We start from the raw sequence: 24,578 nt of genomic DNA on the forward strand, positions 1-24,578 counted from the left end.
TTGTCGACGGGCGTGTAACAGCGGTTAAAGAACCGACCGGACGCGGGAAACCCCGAGTCATGAACCACAACACCCCGCTCCCCCCGGCTTCCCCCCGCCCCCTGCGTCACCTCTCCGAGGTGCACCGGCGCGTGCTGACGACGGCTCAGCTGCGCGCTCACGGGGTCTCGTCGGCGGAGATGAACGAGCAGTGCCGCGCCGGCGGTGCCTGGCAGCAGATCCTCCCGGGTGTCTTCCTCCTCCACCCGGGCCCGCCGACCAGTGAGGAGCGGCTGCACGCGGTGCTGATGTACGCCTCCCGCGAGTCGACGCCGGGGGTGCCCGCCCAGCCCGGCCCCGACGAGCCGCACCGGCCCGTCTACGCGGAGGCGATGATCACCGGCCTGGCGGCCCTGACGCTCTACGGCTTCACCTCCGCCCCGCCGCTGCTGTCGCTGGAGAAGATCGACGTCCTGGTCCCCCGGCTGCGCCGCCTGCGCTCGACGGGCTGCGCGCGCATCGTCCGCACGCCGTCGCTGCCGACCGCCCGCGCGGTGACGGGGGTTCCGGTCGCACCGGTGCCGCGCGCGCTCGCCGACGCGGTCTCGGAGCTGGCCGACGCCTCCACGGTGCGGCGGCTGCTGACGGAGGCGGTGCGCGGCGGCCACTGCGAACCCGCCGCGGTGGTCCGCGCCTTGAACCAGGCGAAGCTGCTCGGCCGTCCGCACGTGGTGGACGCGGTGGACTCCCTGCTCGCCGAGGGCCGGGCGATCGCGGAGGACCGCCTGTACCGGATGGTCCAGGAGTACGGTCTGCCCGACCCGGTGTGGAACGTCGACCTGCGCCTGCCCGGCGGCCCGCACCTCGGCGGCCTGGACGCCTACTGGCCCGAGCAGGCGGTCGCGGTGGAGCTGGACACCCGGGCCCCGCGCCAGGACGAGGACGCGCTGTGGTCCGAATACGCGCGCAAGCGCGAGCACCTGGAGCGGCTGGGCATCACGGTCGTGCACATCACGCCCAGGAAGCTGCGCGACTCGATGGAGCAGCAGGCGGCGGTCGTCCGCACGGCGCTGATGGCGTCCGGCGACCGGGAACCCGCCGCCTATGTCGTGGTGCTGCCCCGGTAGTGACGGACCGGGGCCGTATCAGGAGGGGAGACGAGGGGCCGCCGGGACGTCCGGGCGGCCCCTCGTCGTGCTCACCCTCCGCAGAACTCCGCCCGGATCACGCGGTCGGTGTCGCCCATCCAGTCCCCGTTGAGGTTGAGCGCCAGCGAGTGCCGCCCGTCGGACGTGGTCACCGCGTCGGACGTGGAGCCGTGGATGCCGCCGTCGTGACCCCACACGTGGACCTCGCGGCCGCCGCAGGACAGGGTGCGGTCCATCAGGCCCAGCCCGTAGCGGATGTCGGGCGCGCCCTCGATCCGCACGGTGGTCTTCATCTCCTTGAGCTGGTGGGGCGGGAGGAGCCGGCCGCCGAGCAGGGCCGCGTAGAAGCGGTCGAGGTCGGCGGAGTCGGAGATCATCTCGCCGGAGCCGTAGGCGATGGCGGGGTTCAGGGTGGTCACGTCGTACGTCGGGCCCGTCGCCGTCCGCGCGAGCTTGGAGTAGGCGCGGCTGCTGGGCTGCGGGACGGTGACGCGGGTGCCGGGGACCGAGGTGGCCCGCAGGTGCAGGGGCGCGATGACGCGGTCGCGGATCTCGGCGCCGTAGGGGCGGCCGGTGACCTTCTCGATCACCATCGCGGCCAGCAGGTAGTTGGTGTTGGAGTAGTTCCACGAGGTGCCCGGCGGGAAGTCCGGCTCGTGGGACATCGCGATCGCCAACAGGTCGGCCGGGGATGTGCGGTCGTAACGGTGCTCGAAGAAGCCGTCCTTGAGGAAGTACCTGCTGCCGAAGTCCTTGTCGGCGGTGTAGTTGTAGACGCCGCTCGTGTGGTTGAGGAGCTGCCGGACGGTGATGGCGCGGCCGTCGTGGCCGTGGCCGCGGACCGCTCCGGGCAGCCACCTGTCCACCGTGTCGTCCAGCGACAGCCGGCCCTCCGCCTCCAGCTGGAGCAGCACGGTGGCGACGAAGGTCTTGGTGATGCTGCCCACCCGATAGCGGTCCCGGGCCGAACGGGGCGCTTTCGTACGGAGGTTGCCCACACCCGCGGTCGTCGACCAGGTGGCGTGTCCCTCCCTCGCGGTGAGCGTCACCCCGGGCACGCCCTCCCGCACCACCGCCTCGGCGGCCCGCCGGGCCGCGTCGTGGCCGCGGGCGGGCGCGGCCGCGGTCGCGGGGCCGGCCAGGGCCGCGGACAGTGCCACGGCCGCCGCCGCGACCAGGGCCGTACGGACACCTCTGCTCATGACTGCTCCTCCCCCGTCTCACTCTGCTCTCACCGTGCTCTCGCTCGGCGACGAGCGCGCACGGGGGATCAGACCCGGCCCACGGCCCGCAGGTTGACGTGCCGTGGAGCGGTTGGGCCGGTTTCAGCCCTTCTTGAGCACCAGCTCCGTGTTGCGGTCGTGCGCGGCGCCGCCCAGGACCGTGCTGGCGCCGGGCGCGTTGAACGACACCTCGCGGTACAGGGCCGCGAGGCCCGTCTGCGTGAGGTCCGAGAAGTCGGTGCGGTGCGGGGCCGCCGACTCGACCAGCGTGGTGAACAGGGAGATCGTGCCGTCCTTGTTGTCCGCAAGCTCGACGACCCGGGCGAGCTGCGGATGGTCCACGTGGGAGGCGGTGGAGATCTCCCAGAAGGAGCCGCCGGCCGTCGACGCGTGCGCGGTGATGTCGTTGCGGTGGATGTGGCCGTTCACCCAGGCGAGGACGCTGCGGTGGCGGCCGAGGGCGGCGAGGACCTCCTGGCCGTCGTGCCGGCGCTCGCGAGGGCGGGCCGGGTCGACGTGGTTCGTGTTCGTCATCGTCCTGCTGGTGTGGTGGCTGAAGACGACCACGTACGAGCCGTTTCTGTCGCTGTCCTTGAGCTGCCTCTCCAGCCAGTTCAGCTGGGCCGTCCCGATGGAGCCCTCGTAGTGGCCGCCCGGGTCGGTGGTGTCGAGGCTGATGCCCACGACGTCGTCGGCGATGCGGAAGGCGTAGTACTGCGTGCCCGCCCGGAGGTTGGCGCTGGAGTAGCCGTGCCCGACCGGGCCGAGACCGCGGTACGCCGGGTCGAGGTGGGCCTTGAGGTAGTCCGCCGGGGTGTACGGCGCGCGCTCGGGGTCCGGCGTGACCGAGCGCATGTCGCGCGCGTGGGCCTTCAGCAGGTCGCGGAAGGCCAGGCCCTTCGGGTCCTTCCCGCTTTTGATGTGGTGCTGCAGCTTCCCCGCCTCCGACGCGGGCAGCGACATCAGCTTCCGTCCGCCGACCGCGTACTCGGCGAGCCAGGAGTCGCCGTGGCCGAAGCAGCCGAGCGGCATGGCGTCGTGGTTGCCGACCGTGGAGTACCAGGGCAGGTTCAGGCCGGGGCTCCGCACCTCGCGGATCGCTGCGGCCAGGTAGCCCTGAAGGTGCGGGAAGCCGAGCCGCTTGTCGCCGTCGCGCACCGAGGAGTCGGGCTGCCAGTAGGTCTTCAGGCCGCTGTTCTGGACGCCTTCGTAGTGGCGCGGGTCCCCGGTGTTGGGCGTGATCCGCCCACCGCTCATGATCGTGAGGAACCACTCCAGCTCGGACTTGGCGTTGTTGTCCGTGTTGTCGCCGGTCGTCATCGCGAAGTGCAGCGGGGAGCCGGTGACGGGGGCGCCGCGCAGCGCGTTGATCCGCTCGACCAGCGAGATCGCGCCCTGCACGGTCAGCGCCTCGTGCGGGCGCCAGGCGTGCCGGTCGGTGGAGCGCAGGTACTCCAGGCGCATCGGGTGCTGGGCGTCGATCAGGTGCAGGTCGGTGAGCTGCACGAACGCGGCGAGCGCGGTACGGCGGCCGGCCCGGCCCGCCTTGGGCGCGGCCAGGTCGGCGCGCACCACCCGGGCCCAGCCCGGACCGTCGCCGAGGCGGCGGTAGCCGGAGCCGGAGCGCGGGACGGCGACACTCGCGAGGGTGGTGCCCCTGGTGTACGGCGCGAGAGGCGCGGCCGGGGCCCGGCGCGACTGCGCCACCACCCGGGTCGCCTCCGAGCCGGTGTCGGTGGCGGCGTGGCCGTCGGCCGGCCGCAGGGCGTATCCGACGCCCGTGGAGACGGCCGCCGCACCGGTGGCGGCGAGGACGGTACGGCGGTTGACCGCCGGGATGCTGGCGGCGACAGAGCGTATGCGCGACATGGCGCGATCTCCCCGAGTGCGAACGCGTCGGCAGTGGTCGCGGGCGATCGCTGTCGCGAACATCCCGCTCGCTCTGGATGCTTGGCACCGGGAATGACCTGCGCGTGAACGAGACGGCAACGCGCAACACCGATCACCGTACGTGGATCTCGGCCCACCCGGCACGCCCCCGACCGCTCGTCGCGCGGCCGGGGGACGGTCACTCCGTGTTCATCTCTCGGGGTACGCACAGCAGTTCAGGGCCGTGCGGGAGCGGTTCCCGTCACTCGTCGGCCGCGGCCGTCACCCGCCCCGTCACCGGCCGCTCCCGCCACAGTCTCAGGCCCACGTCGACCAGGCCGACGCGGTCGAGGGCCGCCACCTCCGCGAGGGGGTGCCAGGCCGCCATGTCCGTGGAGCCGCCGACCTCGGGGCGCAGGGCACCGCCGATCACGCGGGCCTCGTAGACCAGGCGTACGCCGTGGTGGTCGGTCCTGCGGCCGAAGCGCCGGGAGGCGGTGCGGCTGACCGAGTCCACACCGAGCAGCCCGGTGATCTCCACCAGATGTCCGGTCTCCTCCTCCACCTCGCGCAGCACGGTGTCGTAGGGATCCTCCCCGTGCTCCATGCCGCCGCCGGGCAGGGTCCACTCGGGGCGGCCCCGGCCGTCGGTCCAGCGGGCCAGCAGGATCTCCTCGTCACGGACGCACATGGCGTAGGCCGCCACCCTCAAGGTTCGTCGCACAGAGGGACGTTAGTGCGCCCGGGAGGGATTGGCAGGCGAGTATTCCGGCGGCGACCAGCGCAGCGGGACCGCGGACGGCGTCTCCACGGCCTGCGTCACCGTGAACCGCACGCGCGGCTGCCCCTCGCCCTCGAACTCCGTCCGCGCCTCGCCCGTCAGCTGCAGCACCGCGCCCGTCTCCCAGTCCAGGAACAGCAGGCCGGCCCGGGGGTCGGAGGCGATGTTGCCCAGGGTCAGGAACATGGAGTTGCCCGGGTAGTCCCGCCAGCTCAGCTCCTTGGGCGATCCGGCCCGTACGAAGCCGGGGTTGCCGCCCTTGTGGCTCACCTCGACCCGGCCCCCGTGCACGGTCGCGACGAAGAAGGTGTCGGCCGACTCCACGAACGCGCGCTGCCCGAGGGAGAGTTCACCGCTCCGTACGGCCGGGCCCGGGTCGACGTCCGCCAGCACCTCGTACGACTCCCTCCGCTGGATGTACCGGGGGCAGTTCGCGAACACCCGCTCCGCGGTCACGGCGAAGCCTCCCGCCGTCGGGCGGAGGCGGCCGTTGAGGCGCATGCGGCGGCGCGTGCCGGGGTCGAGGACGAGGGTGGCCACCGGGGTGCCCTCGGTGGCGAGTGCCGGGGCGAGGGGGTCCGTGGGGCGGACGCCGCCCGTCACCGACATCCGGTGCGGCCCCGTCGCGCGGACGAAGCCGGGTGCCCCGGCCAGCGGCGACGCCCAGACGGCACCCGTGGACGGGTCGGCGGCGCCCAGCACCAGCAGCGGCTGGAGCTCCAGGAAGGCGGCCGCCACCGGCTTGATCCCCGCGCCGATCGCACGGCCCACGTGGTCGGCGGCCTCCCGCACGCCGGCCCGGTCCTGAAGCGCGCGCGAACCTGCGTGGTAGACGTCCGTCATCAGAAGAACCCGCAGGTCGGAGCGGACTCGTGCGGCGCGGGCGCACCCTCCGCGCCGCTCGGCACCGAGATCTCCAGCCGGATGCCGTCCGGATCGTGGAAGAAGATGCCGCCGGAGGCGGCGCCCTCGCGGTGGGCCACCACGCCCTCGTGGGCGAAGTCGGCGCCGTACGCGCGCAGTGCCTGCTCGTACTCCCTGACCCGTTCGATCGACTCGGCCTCCAGGGCCAGGTGGTGCAGGCCCGCGCGGCCGCCGTCGTACGGCTGTTCCGCCTGCTGCCAGAGGGTGAGGACGAGCCGCTCGCCGTCGCCGAGGAACGCGTGGCGCCGGCCCTCCTCCTTGCCCTCGGCGACGAGGACGAAGCCCAGGACGTCCCGGTAGAAGGCGAGCGAGCGGTCGAGGTCGGTGACGTTCAGGCCGATGTGGCCGGTGTTCAGGGTCATGGGTCTCCCCCAGTCCGGTATAACCTTCGTAACAAAATTTAGCGGTTAGGATCGAAGAATGTCAACCGGTCACGTACTCTTCAGTGGTTAGCCCGGAAAGGAGCCCCCATGCCCGCCACCACCGACCCGCGCCCGCTCACGGGCGAGCCCCTCGCGCTCGACCTGCTCAACACGCGCTGGAACAAGGAGGGGGTCACGCAGGATCTGCTCGACGGCCTCGACGGCCTCACCGTGTGGCTCGCGGCGAACGGCCTCGACGGGCGGTTCGCGGCCGACGCGGCGACCCTGCGGCACACCCTGCAGGCCCGCGACGCGCTCAGGACGGCCGTGGACGGATCACTCGCGGAGGGGGCGGACGCCGTCGACGCCGTCCTCGCGCACGGGCGCATCCGGGCCACGCTCACCGCCGACGGCCCCGGCGAGGTGCCCGAGTTCGGCGACCCGTCCTGGGGCCCGGCCTGGCTCGCCGCCCGCGGCTACCTGGAGCTGCTCTCCGCCGCCCCCGACCGCGTCCGCGCCTGCGCCGGCCACGGATGCGTGCTGCACTTCTACGACACCTCGCGCAACGGCACCCGCCGCTGGTGCTCCATGGCCGCCTGCGGCAACCGGGCCAAGGCGTCCCGGCATTACGCCCGCTCGAAGGAATCCTGAACCACCGCACCATTTGCCGCTATTGGTGACTCACCCGACTAAAGGGCATCGGGGGTTTTCCCCATACCCACCCCTCGTTTCGGTCAACACTTCCCAAACAAGCGTCCCTTGGGTAAAGCTGTGCGCTCGTCCGGCACAGGAATCTTCACCTACGAGGGATGCCGATGACCCACCCCCAGCGCGATCCGATATCCGGCGCGAGACGCGTGGCCCGCATAGCCGTGGCGGCCGGTCTCGTCACCGCGCTCTCCGCGGCCGGCCCGATACCCATGGCCTTCTCCGCCGACGGTCCGTCCGGCACCGCTCCCGCCGGCACCACCGTCAAGTCCGCACAGGACAAGCTCGGTTCCGACGACGCGGACCTGCTCGCCGAGGCTCAGGCCGACGGCGCCAAGAACGTCACGATGATGATCGCCACCGCGCCCGGGCAGACCGAGCAGGTCGCCGGCAAGCTGGACGCGGTCAAGGGCGGCTCGGTGGGCCGGACCTACGACAAGCTCGGCTACGTCCGCGCCACCGTCCCCACCGCGAAGGCGGAGTCGGCCATCGCCGCCGCCGCGAAGCTCTCCTCCGTGCACGGCATCGACCTGCGCAGGGAGATACCGCTGGACGACCCGAGCGTGACCGGTGGATCCGCCAAGTCCGCCTCACGGAGCACGGGTTACTCCGGCCCGGACAAGAACACCCCCGCCGAGAACCCCTACAACCCGTCCTTCGAGACGGGCGCCGTCGACTTCGTGAAGAAGTACCCGAAGGCCGACGGCCGCGGGGTCACCATCGGCATCCTCGACTCCGGCGTCGACCTCGGCCACCCGGCCCTGCAGAGGACCACCACCGGCGAACGGAAGATCGTCGACTGGGTCACGGCGACCGACCCGATCGTCGACGGCGACGCCACCTGGCGGCCGATGGTGACCTCCGTCTCCGGCCCCAGCTTCACCTACGGCGGCCGGACCTGGACCGCGCCCGCCGGGTCGTACCAGGTCAGCACGTTCAGCGAGTCGGTCACCGCGGGCGGCGACGCCAAGGGCGACGCCAACCGCGACGGCGACACCACCGACAAGTGGGGCGTCCTCTACGACCCCGCCGCCGGCACCGTCCGCGTCGACCTCAACAACAACTACGACTTCGGCGACGACGAGCCGATGAAGCCGTACAAGGACGGGTACCAGGTCGGCTACTTCGGCACCGACGACCCCAAGACCGACGTCGTGGAGCGCCAGCCGTTCGTCGTGCAGATCCGCAAGGACGTGCCGATGGACCCCTACGGCGGCGACTGGGTCGGCAAGAAGGCCGACTTCGTCAACATCGGCGTCATCGAGTCCGAGCACGGCACGCACGTCGCCGGCATCACCGCCGCCCACGGCCTGTTCGGCGGGCGGATGAACGGCGCGGCCCCGGGCGCGAAGCTCGTCTCCTCCCGTGCCTGCACCTGGAGCGGCGGCTGCACCAACGTCGCGCTCACCGAGGGCATGATCGACCTCGTCGTCAACCGCGGCGTCGACATCGTCAACATGTCGATCGGCGGCCTGCCGGCCCTCAACGACGGCAACAACGCGCGCGCCGAGCTCTACACGCGCCTCATCGACACCTACGGCGTGCAGCTGGTCATCTCGGCCGGCAACTCCGGCCCCGGTGCCAACACCATCGGCGACCCCGGCCTGGCCGACAAGGTGATCTCGGTCGGCGCGACCGTGTCCCGGCAGACCTGGGCCTCCAACTACGGCTCGGTCGTGCGGAAGAAGTACGCGATGATGCCCTTCTCCTCACGCGGCCCGCGTGAGGACGGCGGCTTCACGCCGACCCTGTCCGCGCCGGGCGCCTCGATCAACTCCACGCAGACCTGGCTGCCGGGCTCCCCGGTCCCGGAGGCGGGCTACGCGCTGCCGGCCGGCTACTCCATGCTGCAGGGCACCTCGATGGCCTCCCCGCAGGCCACGGGCGCGTCCGCGCTGCTGCTGAGCGCCGCCGCGCAGAAGCACATCGACCTCGAACCGGCCGCGCTGCGCACGGCTCTCACCTCGACCGCCCATCACATCAAGGGCGTTCAGGCGTACGAGGAGGGTGCCGGACTCATCGACGTCGTCGACGCCTGGAAGGCGATCCGCCACGGCGCGAGCGCCCACGACTACACGGTCAAGGCCCCGGTCGACACCGCGATCGACTTCGCGCTGAAGACGCCGGGCTTCGGCACCGGGCTCTACGACCGCGAGGGCGGCCTCAAGGCCGGGCAGAAGAAGACGTACGACGTCACCGTCACCCGCACCTCCGGCCCGGACCGGGCGCTGTGGCACACGCTGCACTTCGCGAACAACGCCGGCGGCACCTTCCGCGTCCTCGGCTCCCACGAGGTGCGGCTGCCGCTGAACCAGCCGGTCACCGTCAAGGTGCGGGCGCACCCGCGCTCCGCCGGCCTCAAGAGCGCGATCCTCGAGGTCGACGACCCGAGGACGGAGGGGGTCGACAAGCAGATCCTCACCACCGTGGTGGTCTCGGCGCCGGTGAAGTTCACCCACTCCGTGTCGAACACGGTGCAGCGCAACAGCACGCAGTCGTACTTCCTGACCGTGCCCGAGGGCGCCAAGTCGCTGGAGGTCGCGATCGGCGGGCTGAAGGACAAGAGCCAGACCCGCTTCATCTCGATCCACCCCTACGGCGTCCCGGTCGAGAACACGAGCACCCCGTACTGCTACAGCAACTACCCCAACACCAACGGCTGCCGGCCCGACGTGCGCTCGTACGCGGACCCGCAGCCCGGCGTCTGGGAGATCGAGGTCGAGGCGCGCCGCACCTCGCCGCTGCTGGACAACCCCTACACGCTGGACGCCGCCGTGTACGGCGCGGCCTTCGACCCGGAGACCGTGACGGTCCCCGAGGCCAAGGTCGGCACCCCGGCCGCCGTCTCCTGGAAGGCGACCAACGCCTTCGCCGCCCTCGACGGCCACCTGGTCGGCGGCCCGCTCGGCTCCGCCAAGTCGGCGCGCCCGTCCATCGGGGAGGGTGAGACGCAGACGACCACGGTCGAGGTGCCCGCGGGCGCCGCGTCGCTGGACGTCGTCATCGGCAACGTCTCGGACACGGCCGCCGACCTCGACCTGACGGTCAGGAACGCGGCCGGCACGGTCGTCGGCCAGTCCGCCGACGGCGACTCGGAGGAGGCGGTGTCCATCGCCTCGCCCGCCGCCGGCACGTACACGATCGAGGTCGCGGGCTACGCGGTGCCGTCGGGCTCCACGGCCTACGACTACCGGGACGTCTTCTTCTCCTCGTCGCTCGGCACCGTCACCGTCGACGAGTCGGCGCCGGTCGAGCTGGGCACGGGCGAGTCGGCGACCGTCTCCGGCAGCGTCACCGCCGCGGCGGCCGCCCCGGAGGGCCGTGAGTTCTTCGGCCGGGTCCAGCTGGTGAACGCCCGCGGCACGGTCGCGGGCACCGGCAGCGTGCAGATCGGGAAGGTCACGCCGTAGTCCTGACCACGGCAGCAGGGGCGGGCGTCCGTACGGGCGCCCGCCCTCGGTCATCCGCCGCAGCGCAGGCCGGCGGCTTCGGGCAGCGCGCGGACCAGACCCGCGCGTTCACGGGCGATGTCCCGCGCGCCGACGACCACGCCCGCCGCGACGGCGGAGCGCTCCGGCAGCGTCACCAGAAGGTGGTCGCCCTGGTGCAGGGCCTGCTGCACGAGCCCCTCGTCGAGCACGAACACCACGTCCTCCGGAGCCTTCGCCGGCTTGTACGAGCGGGTCACGTGCAGGGTGATCCGGTCCCGGCCGGCCACCGCGGGCACCGGCTGCACCCGCGTGACGTCACCCTCCGCGACCAGCCGGGCGCAGGCCAGGTAGCCCGGACTGCTCAGGGCGGAGCCCGCGGAGGGGGCCGCCGCCTTGTCGGCGCTCGCGCCGGAGTCCTCGCCCGCGCCGCCGGTCCGCGCCACCAGCCAGCCCGTCCCCGCCAGCACGGTCGCGACGGCGGCCACGGCCAGCGAGGCGAAGGCGAACCTGCGGGCCCGGCGCCGGCCCCGCGGTGCCCGCACCGGTGCGGGCGCGCGCCGCACCGCCGGGTCGCGGGCCAGCGCGTCCCCGATCAGCGCGAGCTGCTCCCGCAGCAGGGCCACGTCGGCCTCGGCCTCGCGGTACCCGGTCATGAAGGCGGCGTCCGCGCGCGCCTCGCCGGACAGGGCCTCGCCGGTGAGCGCGGCCATGAGCGCGTCGGTGCCGTGGTGTTCCGCGGCCATGTCACACCACCTCGTCCTCGTGCAGGCGGGCGCGCAGGGCCCGTACCGCCGTGTGCAGCCGGCTCTTGACGGTGCCCTCCGGAACGCCGAGCTCGGCGGCGATCGAGCGGACCGGCAGATCGGCGTAGAAGCGCAGGACGACGACCTGGCGCTGGGCGTCGGGCAGCTCGTCCAGGCCCTGGGCGACGGCCAGCGAGAGCACGCTGGTGTCCTCGCCCGAGGGGTGCTCCAGCTGCCGCAGCGAGGCCAGCCGCTCACCGATCCGCTCCTGGCGGCGCTTGGCGCGGTGCCAGTCCATGGCCAGGTGGGAGGCGACGACGGCCGCCCACGCGGAGACGTCGCGCGGCGCCTCGTACCCCTTCGCCGCCCGCTCCAGCAGCCGCAGTCGCACCTGCTGCACCCCGTCGGGCAGGTCCGCCTGCGGTACCCCGCCCAGCGCGAGCACCGCCCGCACCCGGCGTTCCTGAGCCGTGTCCAGCGGATCGTCGTCCTCCGGCGCACGACGGGCCCTTCCGCGCAGCACAAGCCACCCCCTACCGCGTTTCCTCTACGACGCCGCGGCGCGTGGAAACGTTCGGCGGACACCGGGAAACGCCTCCGGACTCGTGTCCGGAGGCGGACGTCACACCCCGGACGTTCCACTCCTCGGGCATGGAGTGCAAAGAATTGGACAGGCGGACCCGGGTCGGCCGCATCATGGAAACGCCGCAGACACGCAGAAGCCGCACCAGGCACGAACACGCAGAGGGAGTCACCGTGAGGGTCGGAATCGTCGGAGCCACCGGACAGGTGGGCACGGTCATGCGCAGGATCCTCAAGGAGCGGAACTTCCCGGTCACCGAGCTGCGCCTGTTCGCCTCGGCCCGCTCGGCGGGCACGGAGCTGGACGGCGTGACGGTGGAGGACGCCGCGACCGCCGACTACACCGGCCTGGACATCGTGCTGTTCTCCGCCGGCGGCGCGACCTCGAAGGCGCTGGCGGAGAAGGTCGCCGCGCAGGGCCCGGTCGTGATCGACAACTCCTCCGCCTGGCGCAAGGACCCCGAGGTCCCGCTGGTCGTCTCCGAGGTGAACGCGCACGCGATCGCGCACCGCCCCAAGGGCATCATCGCCAACCCGAACTGCACGACGATGGCCGCGATGCCGGTACTGAAGGCGCTGCACGCCGAGGCGGGCCTGGAGGCGCTGGTCGTCGCCACGTACCAGGCGGTGTCCGGCTCGGGGCTCGCGGGCGTGGCGGAGCTGCACGGCCAGACCCAGAAGGTCGCCGCCGACGCGGACCGGCTGACGCACGACGGCTCGGCGGTCGACTTCCCGGAGCCCGGCGTCTACAAGCGCCCCATCGCCTTCAACGTCCTGCCCTTCGCCGGCAACCTCGTCGACGACGGCCTGAACGAGACCGACGAGGAGCAGAAGCTCCGCAACGAGTCCCGCAAGATCCTGGAGATCCCCGGGCTGAAGGTCTCCGGCACCTGTGTGCGCGTCCCGGTCTTCTCCGGCCACTCCCTCCAGGTCAACGCCCGCTTCGCCCGCCCGATCACCCCGGAGCGCGCGACGGAGCTGCTCAAGGACGCCCCGGGCGTCGAGCTCTCCGACATCCCGACCCCTCTCCAGGCCGCCGGCCAGGACCCCGCCTACGTCGGCCGCATCCGCAAGGACGAGACCGTCGACAACGGCCTCGCCCTGTTCATCAGCAACGACAACCTCCGCAAGGGCGCCGCCCTGAACGCGGTCCAGATCGCGGAACTGGTGGCGGCGGAGCTGAAGGGCTAGGGAGCGCACTACGCCCTTGTGACCTCGTAGAGGAAGCAGCCGTACTCGACGGCCCGGACGTGCACCAGTGCCACGGCCGGGTCGTCGAACGCGTCGCGGAAGGCGTCGTCGTCCGGGGCGGGGACCAGCGCGCCGCCCAGGATGCGGCCGTCGGCGCAGTAGCGGCGGAGCGTGCGGTGGGCGTTCGCGAACGGGTGGCCGGCGCCGCCGTCCGGGCCCGGGCAGTCGTCCGCATGGATGAAGACGGGGCCCTGCTCGTCGTAGGCGCCCGGCCGGGCGCCCGTCGCGGCGGCCCAGCGGCGCAGGGGTGCGTAGGACACGAGGGCGATCCGCTCCCCCGGCTCGCTGCGGCGCAGGCAGCAGCGCAAGGGGGCGCCGCCCTCGTCGTCGGTGAAGGGGGCCGCCGGACGGCCCGCGTCGTCGGCGGTGCGCAGCTCCGCGAGGACGGCCGGGGCGATGGGGCGTGGCGTGTAGGTCGTCATACGTCCCAGGCTGGCGCGGGCGCCGCCGGACGACCGGCGGGAAACGGACGTGACACTTCCCGGGGGATACGAGGGATAGCCCTCGGTTCAAGCGCCCCGCCCCATGGAAGGATGGCGCAACCGACACATTGACGAGGAGATGACCCGGTGCCTGGCACAAACCTGACCCGCGAAGAGGCGCAGCAGCGGGCGAAGCTGCTCTCCGTTGACTCGTACGAGATCGATCTCGACCTCTCCGGCGCGCAGGAGGGCGGCACCTACCGGTCCGTGACCACGGTGCGCTTCGCGGTCGCCGAATCCGGCGCCGAGTCCTTCATCGACCTGGTGGCCCCGACCGTCCACGAGGTGACGCTCAACGGCGACGCGCTCGACCCCGCCGAGGTCTTCGCCGACTCCCGCATCGCCCTTCCGGGGCTGCTCGAGGGGACCAACGTCCTGCGGGTGGTCGCCGACTGCGCGTACACCAACACCGGTGAGGGCCTGCACCGCTTCGTCGACCCGGTCGACGAACAGGCCTACCTCTACACCCAGTTCGAGGTCCCGGACGCCCGCCGCGTCTTCGCCTCCTTCGAGCAGCCGGACCTGAAGGCGACCTTCCGGTTCACCGTGAAGGCGCCGACCGGCTGGACCGTCGTCTCCAACTCCCCGACGCCCGAGCCCAAGGACGACGTCTGGGAGTTCGCGCCGACCCCGCGGATCTCCAGCTACATCACCGCGCTGATCGTCGGCCCGTACCACTCCGTCCACAGCGTGTACGAGAAGGACGGGCAGAGCGTGCCGCTGGGCATCTACTGCCGCCCCTCGCTCGCGGAGTACCTGGACTCGGACGCGATCTTCGAGGTCACCCGGCAGGGCTTCGAGTGGTTCCAGGAGAAGTTCGACTACGCGTACCCGTTCGAGAAGTACGACCAGCTCTTCGTGCCGGAGTTCAACGCCGGGGCGATGGAGAACGCGGGCGCGGTCACCATCCGCGACCAGTACGTCTTCCGCTCCAAGGTGACGGACGCCTCCTACGAGCTGCGCGCCGAGACCATCCTGCACGAGCTGGCCCACATGTGGTTCGGCGACCTGGTCACCATGGAGTGGTGGAACGACCTGTGGCTGAACGAGTCGTTCGCCACCTACACGTCCATCGCGTGCCAGGCGTACCACCCCGCCTCGCGCTGGCCGCACTCGTGGACCACCTTCGCCAACTCCATGAAGACGTGGGCCTACCGGCAGGACCAGCTGCCCTCCACCCACCCGATCATGGCCGAGATCCGCGACCTGGACGACGTGCTCGTCAACTTCGACGGCATCACCTACGCCAAGGGCGCCTCGGTCCTCAAGCAGCTCGTCGCCTACGTCGGCATGGACGAGTTCTTCGCGGGTGTGCAGGCGTACTTCAAGCGCCACGCGTTCGGCAACACGCGCCTGTCCGACCTGCTCGGCGCGCTGGAGGAGACCTCCGGCCGTGACCTGAAGACCTGGTCGAAGAAGTGGCTGCAGACGGCGGGCATCAACGTCCTGCGCCCGGAGATCGAGACGGACGCCGACGGCGTCATCACCTCCTTCGCCATTCGCCAGGAGGCGCCGGCGCTCCCGGCCGGCGCCCAGGGCGAGCCCACGCTGCGTCCGCACCGCATCGCGGTCGGCCTGTACGAGCCCGACGCCGCCGGCGGCAAGCTGGTGCGCGCCGACCGCGTCGAGCTGGACGTCGACGGCGAGCTGACGCAGGTGCCCCAGCTGGCCGGCCGGCGCCGCCCGGCCGTGGTGCTGCTCAACGACGACGACCTGTCGTACGCCAAGGTCCGCCTGGACGAGCAGTCGCTGGCCTTCGTCACCGAGCACCTCGGCGACTTCGAGGCCTCGCTGCCGCGCGCCCTGTGCTGGGCCTCGGCCTGGGACATGACCCGGGACGCGGAGCTCGCCACCCGCGACTACCTCTCCCTGGTCCTCTCGGGCGTCGGCAAGGAGTCCGACATCGGCGTGGTGCAGTCGCTGCACCGCCAGGTCAAGCTCGCGATCGACCTCTACGCCGACCCGTCCGCCCGCGAGGCCCTGCTGACCCGCTGGACCGACGCCACGCTGGCCCATCTGCGCGCGGCCGCGGCGGGCAGCGACCACCAGCTCGCCTGGGCGCGGGCGTTCGCGGCCACGGCCCGTACCCCGGAGCAGCTGGACCTGCTGGAGGCGCTGCTGGACGGTTCGCAGACGATCGAGGGACTCGCGGTCGACACCGAGCTGCGCTGGGCACTCGTGCAGCGGCTCGCGGCGGTCGGCCGCTTCGACGAGCCGGAGATCGCCGGCGAGTACGAGCGGGACCGGACGGCCGCCGGTGAGCGGCACGCCGCCAGCGCCCGCGCCGCCCGCCCGACCGCGGAGGCGAAGGCCGAGGTGTGGGCCTCGGTCGTCGAGTCCGACAAGCTGCCGAACGCCGTCCAGGAGGCCGTCATCGGCGGCTTCGTCCAGACGGACCAGCGTGAGCTGCTCGCGCCGTACGCCGAGAAGTACTTCGAGATCGTCAAGGACGTCTGGGACTCCCGTTCGCACGAGATCGCCCAGCAGATCGCGATCGGCCTCTACCCGGCGGTCCAGGTCTCCCGGGAGACGCTGGAGCGGACGGACGCCTGGCTGGCCTCCGCCGAGCCCGGCGCGGCCCTGCGCCGCCTGGTCTCCGAGTCCCGCTCGGGTGTGGAGCGCGCGCTGAGGGCGCAGGCGGCGGACGCGCGGGCGTAGCCGCCCGGACGGCGGAGGGCGCCCGGTGTCGCACCGGGCGCCCTTTCCGTTTCCCGTTCCCGCGGACGGGGCCGGGGCCGGGACCGCCCGGGTCAGCGCGCGATCATGCCGCCGGTGACGTTGACGAAGGTGCCGGTGATGCCGGCCGCGTGGTCGGAGGCGAGGAACACGGCCGTGGCCGCGACGTCGGCGAGCGTGGGGTTGCGGCGGGTCATGCGCATACCGGCGAGGCCCGCGACGATGCCCTGGACGGCGTTCTCGTCGATCGCCGGGTTGACCGCGGAGAGCTTCTCCACGGTGAACGTCTCGGGCACACCGGCCGCCCACAGGCCGACGGCCCGCACGCCTTGCGGACCGCACTCCACCGCGAGGTTGCGCACCAGCGTGTCGATCGCCCCGTCGGCCGGTCCGGTGCCGCCCATCATCGGGCTGCCGTGCGCGGAGCCGCTGTCGAGGGTGAGGATCACACCCGAGCCGCGCCCGGCCATCCGGCGGGCGGCGCCGCGGGCGGTGATGAAATTGGCGCGGACGCCGTTGATCACGGGCCGCATGAAGTCGTCCACGGACAGGTCGGTGAGCGGGGTGCCCTGCACGTCGCCACGGGTGACGAGGTTGAAGGAGACGTCGACGTCGCCGACCTGGTCCAGGTGCTTCTCCACGGCCGCCTCGTCGAGGGCGTCCACGACGGCCACCTCGGCGTTCCCGAGGCCGGCGGCCGCCGCCTCCAGCGTCTTCCGGGTGCGTCCGACGAGGTGCACCCGGGCGCCCTCGGCGGCGAAGGCGCGGGCGACCGCACCGCCGATGGAGCCGCCGGCGCCGTACACGATCGCGGTCTTTCCGGTGAGCTGCATGATGATCTCCTTCAGACGTGTTCCGTACGAGTTGCTCATACAGACGCACGCCGTCGCGATCGCTCATCGGTCGGCGGTTCACAGCCGCAGCGGCAGCCCGAACGCGGGGAAGAGGTGCGGCTCGAAGGACGTGATCTCCACGACGCGGTCCTCGGCGTCGAAGCGCAGGACGTCCAGGACCTGGGCGCGGTAGACGTTGGTGCCGGGTCTGCGGACGTAGCCTCCGGCCGCGAGCTGGCCGTTGGCGCGGGCGGGCAGGTGGCGCCAGTGGCCGAGGAACATGGGCGACGCCGGGTCGAGCGTGGGCCGCAGGAACTCCAGCAGGGCGTCCCGGCCCGCGAACCAGAACGGGTTGGGCGGCATGGTCAGCCGCACGTCCTCGCTGAGCAGCTCGGTCATGGCGGCGAAGTCGAGTCCCTCGGCGGCCGCCATGTACCGCTGCAGGGCGGCGCGCTGGGCCTCCGTCGGCTCCGCGGCGGTCCAGTCGCCGCGCTGCCGGGGCAGGTGGTCGCGCAGGGTGGGCCGGGCCCGCTGGAGGGCGCTGTTGGCCGAGGCCACGGTCAGCCCGAGGGCCTGCGCGGTCTCGGCGGCGGTCAGGCCGAGCACGTCCCGCAGCACCAGCACGGCCCGCTGGCGGGGCGGCAGGTGCTGGAGGGCGGCGAGGAAGACCAGCTCCAGCGTCTCCCGCGAGACGGCGGCCTCCTCCGGCTGCTCCTCGGCCGAGGGCAGCTGGTCGTCGGGGTAGGGCTGCAGCCAGGTGAGGCGGTCGGGTGCCTCGCCGGTGCCGTGGTTCATGCCGGGGACCGGTGCGTAGCGCTGCGGGCGGCGGGCGGTGCGGCGCTGGAAGTCCAGGCAGGCGTTGGTGGCGATGCGGTACAGCCAGGTGCGGGCGCCGGCCCGCCCCTCGAAGGCGTCCCGGGCGCGCCAGGCCCGCAGGAACGTCTCCTGCACGAGGTCCTCGGCGTCGTCGTAGGAGCCGGTCATGCGGTAGCAGTGGACCTGGATCTCACGGCGGTGGGCCTCGGTGACGGCGGCGAAGTCGGCCTCGGTGAGCGGGGAGGCGGTGCCGGGGTGTTGCGTCACGGGGACCGGCGTGACGGTTTCCTTCGCCGTGTCCCGGGCCAGCCGTGCCACCCGCCTGAGCCGTGCGACGGACGACGACAGGTCGTTCACGCCCGAGTACAGCACGGAGGGCGGCTGCGGCGTCAGGTCCTTCACCTGCCGGGCGATGTCCTCGATCAGGCCGTCCACCCCGGACTCACCGGACAGGTGCCGCCTGCGGTAGGCCTTCTGCCGGCACGCCGGCGAGCAGTACAGGGAGCTGCGTCCGGTGCGGCCGGCTCGCGCGGGCAGCGCCTTGCCGCAGCTGGCACAGAGGTCGGCGACCACGGGCACCTCCGGTATCCGGGACCTGCGTCGGGTCCGGGCGTTGCGTCACGCGGGGACGGTGTGACGCTATCGCGCGCCGGTTGGGGCGGCACCGGAAAACGACCGGGAGGCGACGAAGCCGCCGGACCGCGCGCCGGCGGCGCGTGCGGCAACGGTGATCCCGAGGGCGGCCGCCTTCGGGATCGGGGTGGTGCGGGTCGCTTCGGCCGGTGTGTTCAGCGCTCCTGAAAGGCCGCCGGGCCTGAGGCGTCAGCCGACGTGGGCGGCGACCGCCGCCTCGATCGCGGCACCGTCCGCCGTGTCCGACGCCCAGGCCACGTATCCGTCGGGGCGGACCAGGACGGCCGTACGCCGCTCGCTCGCCCAGCGCCCGACGGCCAGCCGGTCCTCGCCGGCGCCCGCCGCCGCGTACGGCTCCGGGGCGATCAGCACGAACCGTCCGCCGCGCAGGGCCTCGTAGAGCCGGCCGCCCTCCAGGGCGACGTCCGGGACGCGGGTGCCGGTGAGGCGGTGGGCGCCGCGCGGGGCGGGGTAGCGGTGGCCGATGCCGGTGATCCCGCCGACCGCCCTGCGCCGGGCCGGGCCGACGTGGTCGAGGAACGTGGTCAGCGCGGCCCGCAGCGCCAGCGTCCAGGGGCGCTTGGCCATCGCCAGGCGCACGATGCCCCCGCTGCTGCGCAGCACGGCCTTGCCGACGGGGTGCCGTTCGGCCTGGTAGCTGTCGAGCAGCGCCGGGTCCGCGTGCCCCTGGACGACGGCGGCCAGCTTCCAGCTCAGGTTGGCCGAGTCCTGGAGCCCGGTGTTCATGCCCTGGCCGCCGGCCGGGGTGTGCACGTGCGCGGCGTCCCCGGCGAGGAAGACCCGGCCCACGCGGTAGGCGGGGGCCTGGCGTTCGTCGCTGTGGAAGCGGGACATCCAGCGGGCGTCGTGCATCCCGAAGTCGCGGCCGAGGGCGAGCCGGGTGACCTCCTTGACCTCGTCGAGGCCGAGGGGCTCGCTGTCGGGCACGTCGCGGGCGCGATTCCAGGCGATGACGCGGTGGTAGCCGTCGCCGAAGGGCGCGAGGAAGGCGAAGGCGTCGCCGGCGGCGTTGACCGTCAGCAGGTTCTCCGGCTCCTCGGCCAGCCGTACGTCCGCGAGGACGACGGAGCGGATGACGGAGTGGCCGGGGAAGGGCAGCCCGATCGCCTCGCGCACGGAGCTGCGCATGCCGTCGGTCCCGACGACGTACGCGGCGCGCAGGGTCCGCGCCGCCCCGCCGGCCGTGCGGACCTCGACCGTCACGCCGTCGGCGTCCTGCGCGAGCCCGGTCAGCTCGGTCTCGTGGCAAAACTCCACCCCGGCCTCGACGGCCCGCCGCTCCAGGACCTTCTCCACCTCGTACTGCGGGATGACCAGGAGGTGGTTGTAGCGGGAGGGCAGCGTGCCGAGCTCGATGCTCAGGCGGCCGAAGAGGCGGAGGCTGCCGAGGGCGCGGCCGGCCTTCTCCAGGTCGTCGGCGAGGCCGCGGGCGTCGAGCTGCTCAAGGGTGCGGGCGTGCAGGACGAAGGCGCGGGAGAGGTTGCTGATCCGGTGCGGGCGCTTCTCGACGAGGGTGACGGGAACGCCCGCGGCGGCGAGGTCGCCGGCCAGCAGGAGACCGGCGGGGCCCGCGCCCACGACGATCACGGAGTGCTGCTTCTGCATGATGACCTCCAGTTGCCTACGCTTGTTTGCCTACGCTTGTTTGCCTACGACCGTTTGCCAACGTGCGTTGACCACCGTAGAGCGGCACCGGCGAAAGAGTCAACACTTGTAGGCCAACAGATGTTGGCCTAGGCTTGCCGAGGTGAGAGTCAGCGACAGCAGCAGCACAGAGTCCGGTTCCGGGGCCCGCCGGCGCTCCGACGTCACCCGTGACGCGATCCTCGCCGCGGCCCGCGAGCGCTTCGCCGCCGACGGCTACGAGCGCGCCACCATCCGCGCGATCGCCAGGGACGCGGGCATCGACCCGTCGATGGTGATGCGCTACTACGGCAACAAGGAGGGCCTGTTCGCGGCGGCGGTCTCCATCGACCTGTCGATGCCGGACGCGGCCGCGCTGCCCCGGCAGGACGTCGGCCGGGCGCTGGTGGAGCACTTCCTCGGCATGTGGGAGGAGAACGAGGTGCTGACGGCCCTGCTGCGGGTCGGGGCGACCAACCGGGCCGGGGCCGAGCGGATGCAGGGCGTCTTCCGGGACCAGCTGGTCCCGGTCGCCTTCGCGGTGTGCCCCGATCCCGAACAGGCGCCCGCACGGGCCGGGCTCGCCGCCGCGCAGCTGCTGGGACTGGCCCTCACGCGCTACGTGCTGCGCCTCCCGCCCGCCGTGGCGCTCGGCCGCGAGGAGATCGTGGCGTGGCTGGCGCCGACGCTCCAGCGCTATCTCACGGCGCCGAGCCCCTGAGGACGCCGGGGCCCCGGAGACACCACAGGGCCCGCAAACACACCGAGGGCGCCGTCCCCGCCGTCACGGCGCGGGGGTGGCGCCCTCCGAAGTGGGGGGTCAGGCCTTCGCCTTGGCCTTCGGCTCGCGGTCCTTCGACCTGTCCAGGGCGAAGACCAGGCCCGCGATGACCGCGAACAGGCCGAGCGGGATCAGCACGTAGAGGCCGAGCGTCTGGATGACGCTCAGGCCCGTGCCGGGGTCGTCGCCGTCGTCGCGGGTCAGCGCGAGCGCGGGGGACGACATGAGCAGCATCATCAGCGTCGTACCGGAAGCCAGGGCGCCGGCGCGCAGGGCGTTCTTCTTGTCCACGGTCACAAAAGTATCCAACGCCGATCGGCGGCGCTCGTCCGGGGTGCCGTACGGAGCCCCGCGCCCTCCCCCGGCCCCGCCCGCCGCTACTCCCGCGGCGCCGTCCGCAGCACGTCCAGCAGCGCGTGCAGCCGGGGCGAGCGCGCCAGTTCCTCCAGGGTCACCGGGCGGCCCGTCGCGTCCGCCACCGGCAGCCGCCAGTTCGGGTACTGGTCCCAGGTCCCCGGAAGGTTCTGGGGCCGGCGGTCGCCGACCGTGTCGGGCAGCCAGACGCCGACCATGCGCGAGGGGGTGCGCAGCAGGAACCGGTGCACGGCCTGGATCTGCGCCTCCTCCTCCGACGGTGCGTGGCCGCCGCCCGTGCCGTGCAGCAGGCCGAGGCGGCCGAGCAGGGCCAGCCACTCCCCCGCGTCGGCCGCCGCCTCCGCGCGTTCCTCCTCCAGCGGGCGGGTCAGCAGGTCCAGGCGGTGGCGCAGCTCGACGTGCTCGCCGGTGAGGCGCGCCGCGGTGGACGGCAGGTCGTGGGTGGTGGCGGTGGCGAGGCAGTCGGCGCGCCAGCCCTCCGGCGGCAGCGGACGGCCGTCGCCCTCCCAGTCCCGTTCGAACCACAGGACCGAGGTGCCGAGCACCCCGCGCTCGCGCAGCTTCTCGCGCACACCCGGCTCCACCGTGCCGAGGTCCTCCCCGATGACGATCGATCCGGCGCGGGAGGCCTCCAGCACGAGGATCGCGAGCATGGCCTCGGCGTCGTAGCGGACGTAGGTGCCCTCGGTGGGCGGGTGGCCCTGGGGCACCCACCACAGGCGGAACAGGCCCATGACGTGGTCGATGCGCAGGGCGCCCGCGGAGCGGAACAGGGCGCGCAGCAGGCGGCGGTAGGGGGCGTAGCCGGACTCGGCGAGGCGGTCGGGGCGCCAGGGCGGCAGGCCCCAGTCCTGGCCGCGGGCGTTGAAGGCGTCCGGCGGGGCGCCCACCGACATCCCGGCCGCGAAGTACTCCTGCTGCGCCCAGGCGTCGGCGCCCTGCGGGTGCACGCCGACCGCGAGGTCGTGCACGATCCCGATCGGCATCCCGGCCGCGCGCGCGGCCCGCTGGGCCTCGGTGAGCTGGGTGTCGGTGAGCCAGGCGAGACGGCAGTGGAAGTCGACCCGGTCCATCAACGCGCCGCGGGCCCTGGCCGTCTCGGCCGAGCGGGGGTCGCGCAGCCCCTGGGGCCAGCGGCTCCAGTCGGAGCCGTGCACCTCGGCCAGCGCGCACCAGGTGGCGTGGTCCTCCAGGGCCTCGCCCTGTTCGGCGAGGAAGTCGGCGTAGGCGGCGCGCCGCCCGGGCCCGAGCTCCACCTCGCGGATCAGCTCCAGCGCCCGGCGCTTGAGCTCCCACACCGCGTCGCGGTCGATCAGGGCGCCCTTCTCCAGGACGGAGGCGCGCAGTTCGGCCGCGCGCGCCGGCAGCGCCCGCAGCCGCTCGGAGTCCTGCACATAGGCGTACTCGGGGACGTCCTCGACGCGCAGGTGCACCGGGTCGGGGAAGCGGCGGGAGGAGGGGCGGTAGGGCGAGGGGTCGGTGGGGGCGCCGGGCACGGCCGCGTGCAGCGGGTTGACCTGGACGAACCCGGCGCCGAGCGCGCGCCCGGCCCAGGCGCCGAGTTCGGCGAGGTCACCGAGGTCGCCCATGCCCCAGGACCGCTGCGAGAGCAGGGAGTAGAGCTGGACGAGCAGGCCGTACGAGCGCGCGGCGGGCGTGGGCAAACGGGGCGGGGCGACGACCAGGTGCGCCTCGGCCACCCGCCCGTCGGGCGCGGTGGCCGTCAGCCGGTGGACGCCGGGCGGGAGTTCGTCGACCGAGGTGCGGGTCTCGCCCTGTTCGGTCCCGACCTGCACCCGGGTGCCGGCCGGCAGGGCCGCGAGGGCGGGGGACGTGCCGCCGCTCCAGATCACCACGGTCGGGGGCAGCAGCCGCTCGCCCAGCTCCCGCTCGCGGGAGGCGAGTGCGGCGCGGACGGCCTCGGGGGTGGCGGCTTCGACGCCGAGGGCGGCGAGGGCGAGGGTGACGGCGGTGGCGGAGGCCGCGACCGTGCGGTCCGGGGAGGGGCTGTAGGAGGTGGCGACGCCGTGCAGTCCGGCGAGCCGGGTCAGGTCCTCGGAGGGCGGTGCGGCCGACCCCTGTTCTGTCATCTAGGGCCTCGTGGTGTCCGGCTCGAGGCCCACCGCCTCACTGGTCAGGGGCGTGGCGTCGGCGAGCGGCGGTTCGCTGGTCAGGGGCTCGGCGTCCGGGAGAGGCGGTTCGCTGGTCAGCGGGGTGTCGACGCAGGTGCCCTCCGCGCTGAACACGCACAGGTGGGGTTCGTAGCCGGCGGCCTCCTCGCGTTTGGAAAGGGCCGAGAGCAGAAGATGTGCCGATGCGGCCACAGGGGCCTCCTTCGGTCGAGTAGGGCAACGTTCACCGCAGCCCTACCCCGTCCGCGCGAAGGCAGACGTACGGAACGGAACATCGTGCCTCTCATCACATTCTGCGCCGCACATTCTGCGCAGGTGGCGTGCCTCAGGCTCGGATCTTTGTGCGGGCGGCCCTCCGCGCACTCCGGAGGCGGACCGCGCCGGACGGCGCCCGGCCCCGGGGGAGACGGGTCCCCCGGGCGCCGGGCGCCACGTGCCACAGGCCCTGGGCCACGGGCCACGGGTGTGCGAAAGCCCGGACGTCAGGCGGAAATGCCGTCGATCCGGGCCATGGCGTCCTCCGCGCCGTACGGCTGCAAGTAGGGCAGCCAGCGCGGGTCCCTATGGCCTGTGCCGATGATGCGCCAGGCCAGGCCGGTGGGCGGAGCGGGTTTGTGGCGCAGCCGCCAGCCGATCTCGACGAGGTGCCGGTCGGCCTTCACGTGGTTGCAGCGGCGGCAGGACGCCACCACGTTGTCCCATACGTGCTTGCCCCCGCGGCTGCGCGGAATGACATGGTCGACGCTGGTTGCGACGCCACCGCAGTACATGCACCGGCCCCCGTCGCGCGCGAAGAGCGCCCGCCGGGTGAGAGGAACGGGCCCCCGATAGGGAACCCGGACGAATCGCTTGAGCCGGACCACGCTGGGTGCGGGGACTGTGACGGTTGCGCTGTGCAGGAAGGCGCCGGACTCCTCGAGGCAGACTGCCTTGTTCTCGAGGACGAGGACGAGCGCGCGGCGGAGCGGTACGACGCCGAGTGGCTCGTACGACGCGTTGAGGACCAGGACATGCGGCACGGATGCCTCCTTGTGCGTCGGCGGCGCGTGGCTCGCGCCGGGACGATCTGCAGTCAGTCTCTCCTCTGGCCTGGTGGAAGCGCCACCATGTCCCGGTAACGGGCTGGGAGTGTTTTCGACCACATCTCATTCATCCCCAGGACGGCGAACTCTCCATCCCACCTGTACATCCCCGCGTGACCACCG

At 73.0% G+C, this 24,578-nt stretch carries 21 protein-coding genes; 6 read left to right on the forward strand and 15 right to left on the reverse strand.

The window, feature by feature from the left end:
• Positions 1 to 59 precede the first annotated feature (59 nt).
• Complete coding sequence (locus ACIRPX_RS03020; RefSeq protein WP_404187537.1) at positions 60 to 1,106, forward strand: hypothetical protein; 1,047 nt, start codon at positions 60 to 62, stop codon at positions 1,104 to 1,106.
• A 71-nt stretch (positions 1,107 to 1,177) separates the two neighbouring features.
• Here ACIRPX_RS03020 and ACIRPX_RS03025 read toward each other — a convergent pair whose 3' ends face one another.
• The 5 genes from ACIRPX_RS03025 to ACIRPX_RS03045 form a co-directional block, all read right to left on the reverse strand.
• On the reverse strand, positions 1,178 to 2,329 hold the full coding sequence (locus ACIRPX_RS03025) for a serine hydrolase domain-containing protein (protein ID WP_404187538.1): 1,152 nt from the start codon (positions 2,327 to 2,329) through the stop codon (positions 1,178 to 1,180).
• 123 nt (positions 2,330 to 2,452) lie between these two features.
• Positions 2,453 to 4,219 carry a TIGR03767 family metallophosphoesterase gene (locus ACIRPX_RS03030; protein ID WP_404187539.1) on the reverse strand — a complete coding sequence of 589 codons (1,767 nt, stop codon included), beginning with the start codon at positions 4,217 to 4,219 and terminating at the stop codon, positions 2,453 to 2,455.
• Positions 4,220 to 4,481: 262 nt separating this feature from the next.
• Positions 4,482 to 4,943 carry an NUDIX hydrolase gene (locus tag ACIRPX_RS03035; RefSeq protein ID WP_404187540.1) on the reverse strand — a complete coding sequence of 154 codons (462 nt, stop codon included), beginning with the start codon at positions 4,941 to 4,943 and terminating at the stop codon, positions 4,482 to 4,484.
• A gap of 9 nt (positions 4,944 to 4,952) precedes the next feature.
• Positions 4,953 to 5,843, reverse strand: coding sequence for a pyridoxamine 5'-phosphate oxidase family protein (locus ACIRPX_RS03040; RefSeq protein WP_404187541.1), 891 nt, complete (start codon positions 5,841 to 5,843; stop codon positions 4,953 to 4,955).
• A complete protein-coding gene (locus ACIRPX_RS03045; protein WP_404187542.1) occupies positions 5,843 to 6,286 on the reverse strand; it encodes a VOC family protein in 444 nt (147 codons plus the stop codon). The genes ACIRPX_RS03040 and ACIRPX_RS03045 overlap by 1 nt, the downstream gene beginning before the upstream one ends.
• Positions 6,287 to 6,394: 108 nt before the next feature.
• Here ACIRPX_RS03045 and ACIRPX_RS03050 point away from each other — a divergent pair, with 108 nt between their 5' ends.
• Both ACIRPX_RS03050 and ACIRPX_RS03055 read left to right on the forward strand, forming a co-directional pair.
• Positions 6,395 to 6,937, forward strand: coding sequence for a CGNR zinc finger domain-containing protein (locus tag ACIRPX_RS03050; RefSeq protein ID WP_404187543.1), 543 nt, complete (start codon positions 6,395 to 6,397; stop codon positions 6,935 to 6,937).
• Positions 6,938 to 7,101: 164 nt separating this feature from the next.
• Positions 7,102 to 10,404, forward strand: coding sequence for a S8 family serine peptidase (locus ACIRPX_RS03055; protein ID WP_404187544.1), 3,303 nt, complete (start codon positions 7,102 to 7,104; stop codon positions 10,402 to 10,404).
• Positions 10,405 to 10,454: 50 nt separating this feature from the next.
• Here the strand turns inward: ACIRPX_RS03055 and ACIRPX_RS03060 are convergent, their stop codons facing one another.
• Both ACIRPX_RS03060 and ACIRPX_RS03065 read right to left on the reverse strand, forming a co-directional pair.
• Complete coding sequence (locus ACIRPX_RS03060) at positions 10,455 to 11,168, reverse strand: hypothetical protein (protein ID WP_404187545.1); 714 nt, start codon at positions 11,166 to 11,168, stop codon at positions 10,455 to 10,457.
• 1 nt (position 11,169) lies between these two features.
• Complete coding sequence (locus ACIRPX_RS03065) at positions 11,170 to 11,691, reverse strand: sigma-70 family RNA polymerase sigma factor (RefSeq protein ID WP_404187546.1); 522 nt, start codon at positions 11,689 to 11,691, stop codon at positions 11,170 to 11,172.
• Positions 11,692 to 11,924: 233 nt separating this feature from the next.
• Between ACIRPX_RS03065 and ACIRPX_RS03070 the strand changes: the two genes are divergently transcribed.
• Positions 11,925 to 12,941: an aspartate-semialdehyde dehydrogenase gene (locus ACIRPX_RS03070; RefSeq protein ID WP_404187547.1), complete on the forward strand. Its 1,017-nt coding sequence runs from the start codon at positions 11,925 to 11,927 to the stop codon at positions 12,939 to 12,941.
• A gap of 8 nt (positions 12,942 to 12,949) precedes the next feature.
• Here the strand turns inward: ACIRPX_RS03070 and ACIRPX_RS03075 are convergent, their stop codons facing one another.
• Complete coding sequence (locus ACIRPX_RS03075) at positions 12,950 to 13,423, reverse strand: DUF1203 domain-containing protein (protein WP_404187548.1); 474 nt, start codon at positions 13,421 to 13,423, stop codon at positions 12,950 to 12,952.
• Positions 13,424 to 13,570: 147 nt separating this feature from the next.
• Here ACIRPX_RS03075 and pepN point away from each other — a divergent pair, with 147 nt between their 5' ends.
• The gene (gene pepN / locus ACIRPX_RS03080; RefSeq protein WP_404187549.1) at positions 13,571 to 16,141 is read left to right on the forward strand and encodes an aminopeptidase N; all 2,571 of its coding nucleotides are present in this window, start codon (positions 13,571 to 13,573) and stop codon (positions 16,139 to 16,141) included.
• 92 nt (positions 16,142 to 16,233) lie between these two features.
• On the opposite strand, the gene ACIRPX_RS03085 is transcribed toward pepN, so the two are convergent.
• The 3 genes from ACIRPX_RS03085 to ACIRPX_RS03095 all read right to left on the reverse strand — a co-directional run bounded on the left by ACIRPX_RS03085 (position 16,234) and on the right by ACIRPX_RS03095 (position 20,067).
• Positions 16,234 to 16,992, reverse strand: a complete 759-nt coding sequence (locus tag ACIRPX_RS03085) for an SDR family NAD(P)-dependent oxidoreductase (RefSeq protein WP_404187550.1) — start codon at positions 16,990 to 16,992, stop codon at positions 16,234 to 16,236.
• Positions 16,993 to 17,070: 78 nt separating this feature from the next.
• A complete protein-coding gene (locus ACIRPX_RS03090; RefSeq protein ID WP_404187551.1) occupies positions 17,071 to 18,381 on the reverse strand; it encodes a sigma-70 family RNA polymerase sigma factor in 1,311 nt (436 codons plus the stop codon).
• A gap of 249 nt (positions 18,382 to 18,630) precedes the next feature.
• Positions 18,631 to 20,067 (reverse strand): FAD-dependent monooxygenase, encoded by a 1,437-nt coding sequence (locus ACIRPX_RS03095; protein ID WP_404187552.1) that lies wholly within the window; start codon positions 20,065 to 20,067, stop codon positions 18,631 to 18,633.
• 142 nt (positions 20,068 to 20,209) lie between these two features.
• On the opposite strand from ACIRPX_RS03095, the gene ACIRPX_RS03100 reads away from it, so the two are divergent.
• Positions 20,210 to 20,806, forward strand: coding sequence for a TetR family transcriptional regulator (locus ACIRPX_RS03100; protein WP_404187553.1), 597 nt, complete (start codon positions 20,210 to 20,212; stop codon positions 20,804 to 20,806).
• Positions 20,807 to 20,905: 99 nt separating this feature from the next.
• Here the strand turns inward: ACIRPX_RS03100 and ACIRPX_RS03105 are convergent, their stop codons facing one another.
• The 4 genes from ACIRPX_RS03105 to ACIRPX_RS03120 all read right to left on the reverse strand — a co-directional run bounded on the left by ACIRPX_RS03105 (position 20,906) and on the right by ACIRPX_RS03120 (position 24,392).
• Positions 20,906 to 21,157 (reverse strand): hypothetical protein, encoded by a 252-nt coding sequence (locus tag ACIRPX_RS03105; protein ID WP_404187554.1) that lies wholly within the window; start codon positions 21,155 to 21,157, stop codon positions 20,906 to 20,908.
• Between the two features lie 86 nt (positions 21,158 to 21,243).
• Complete coding sequence (gene malQ, locus ACIRPX_RS03110; protein ID WP_404187555.1) at positions 21,244 to 23,331, reverse strand: 4-alpha-glucanotransferase; 2,088 nt, start codon at positions 23,329 to 23,331, stop codon at positions 21,244 to 21,246.
• Positions 23,332 to 23,565, reverse strand: coding sequence for a hypothetical protein (locus tag ACIRPX_RS03115; protein ID WP_404187556.1), 234 nt, complete (start codon positions 23,563 to 23,565; stop codon positions 23,332 to 23,334). It abuts the gene before it with no gap.
• A 290-nt stretch (positions 23,566 to 23,855) separates the two neighbouring features.
• Entirely contained in the window at positions 23,856 to 24,392 is a 537-nt protein-coding gene (locus ACIRPX_RS03120; RefSeq protein WP_404187557.1) for an HNH endonuclease, read from the reverse strand.
• Positions 24,393 to 24,578 lie beyond the last annotated feature (186 nt).

It is taken from the genome of Streptomyces sp. NPDC101225, from assembly GCF_044767585.1.
GTDB lineage: Bacteria > Actinomycetota > Actinomycetes > Streptomycetales > Streptomycetaceae > Streptomyces.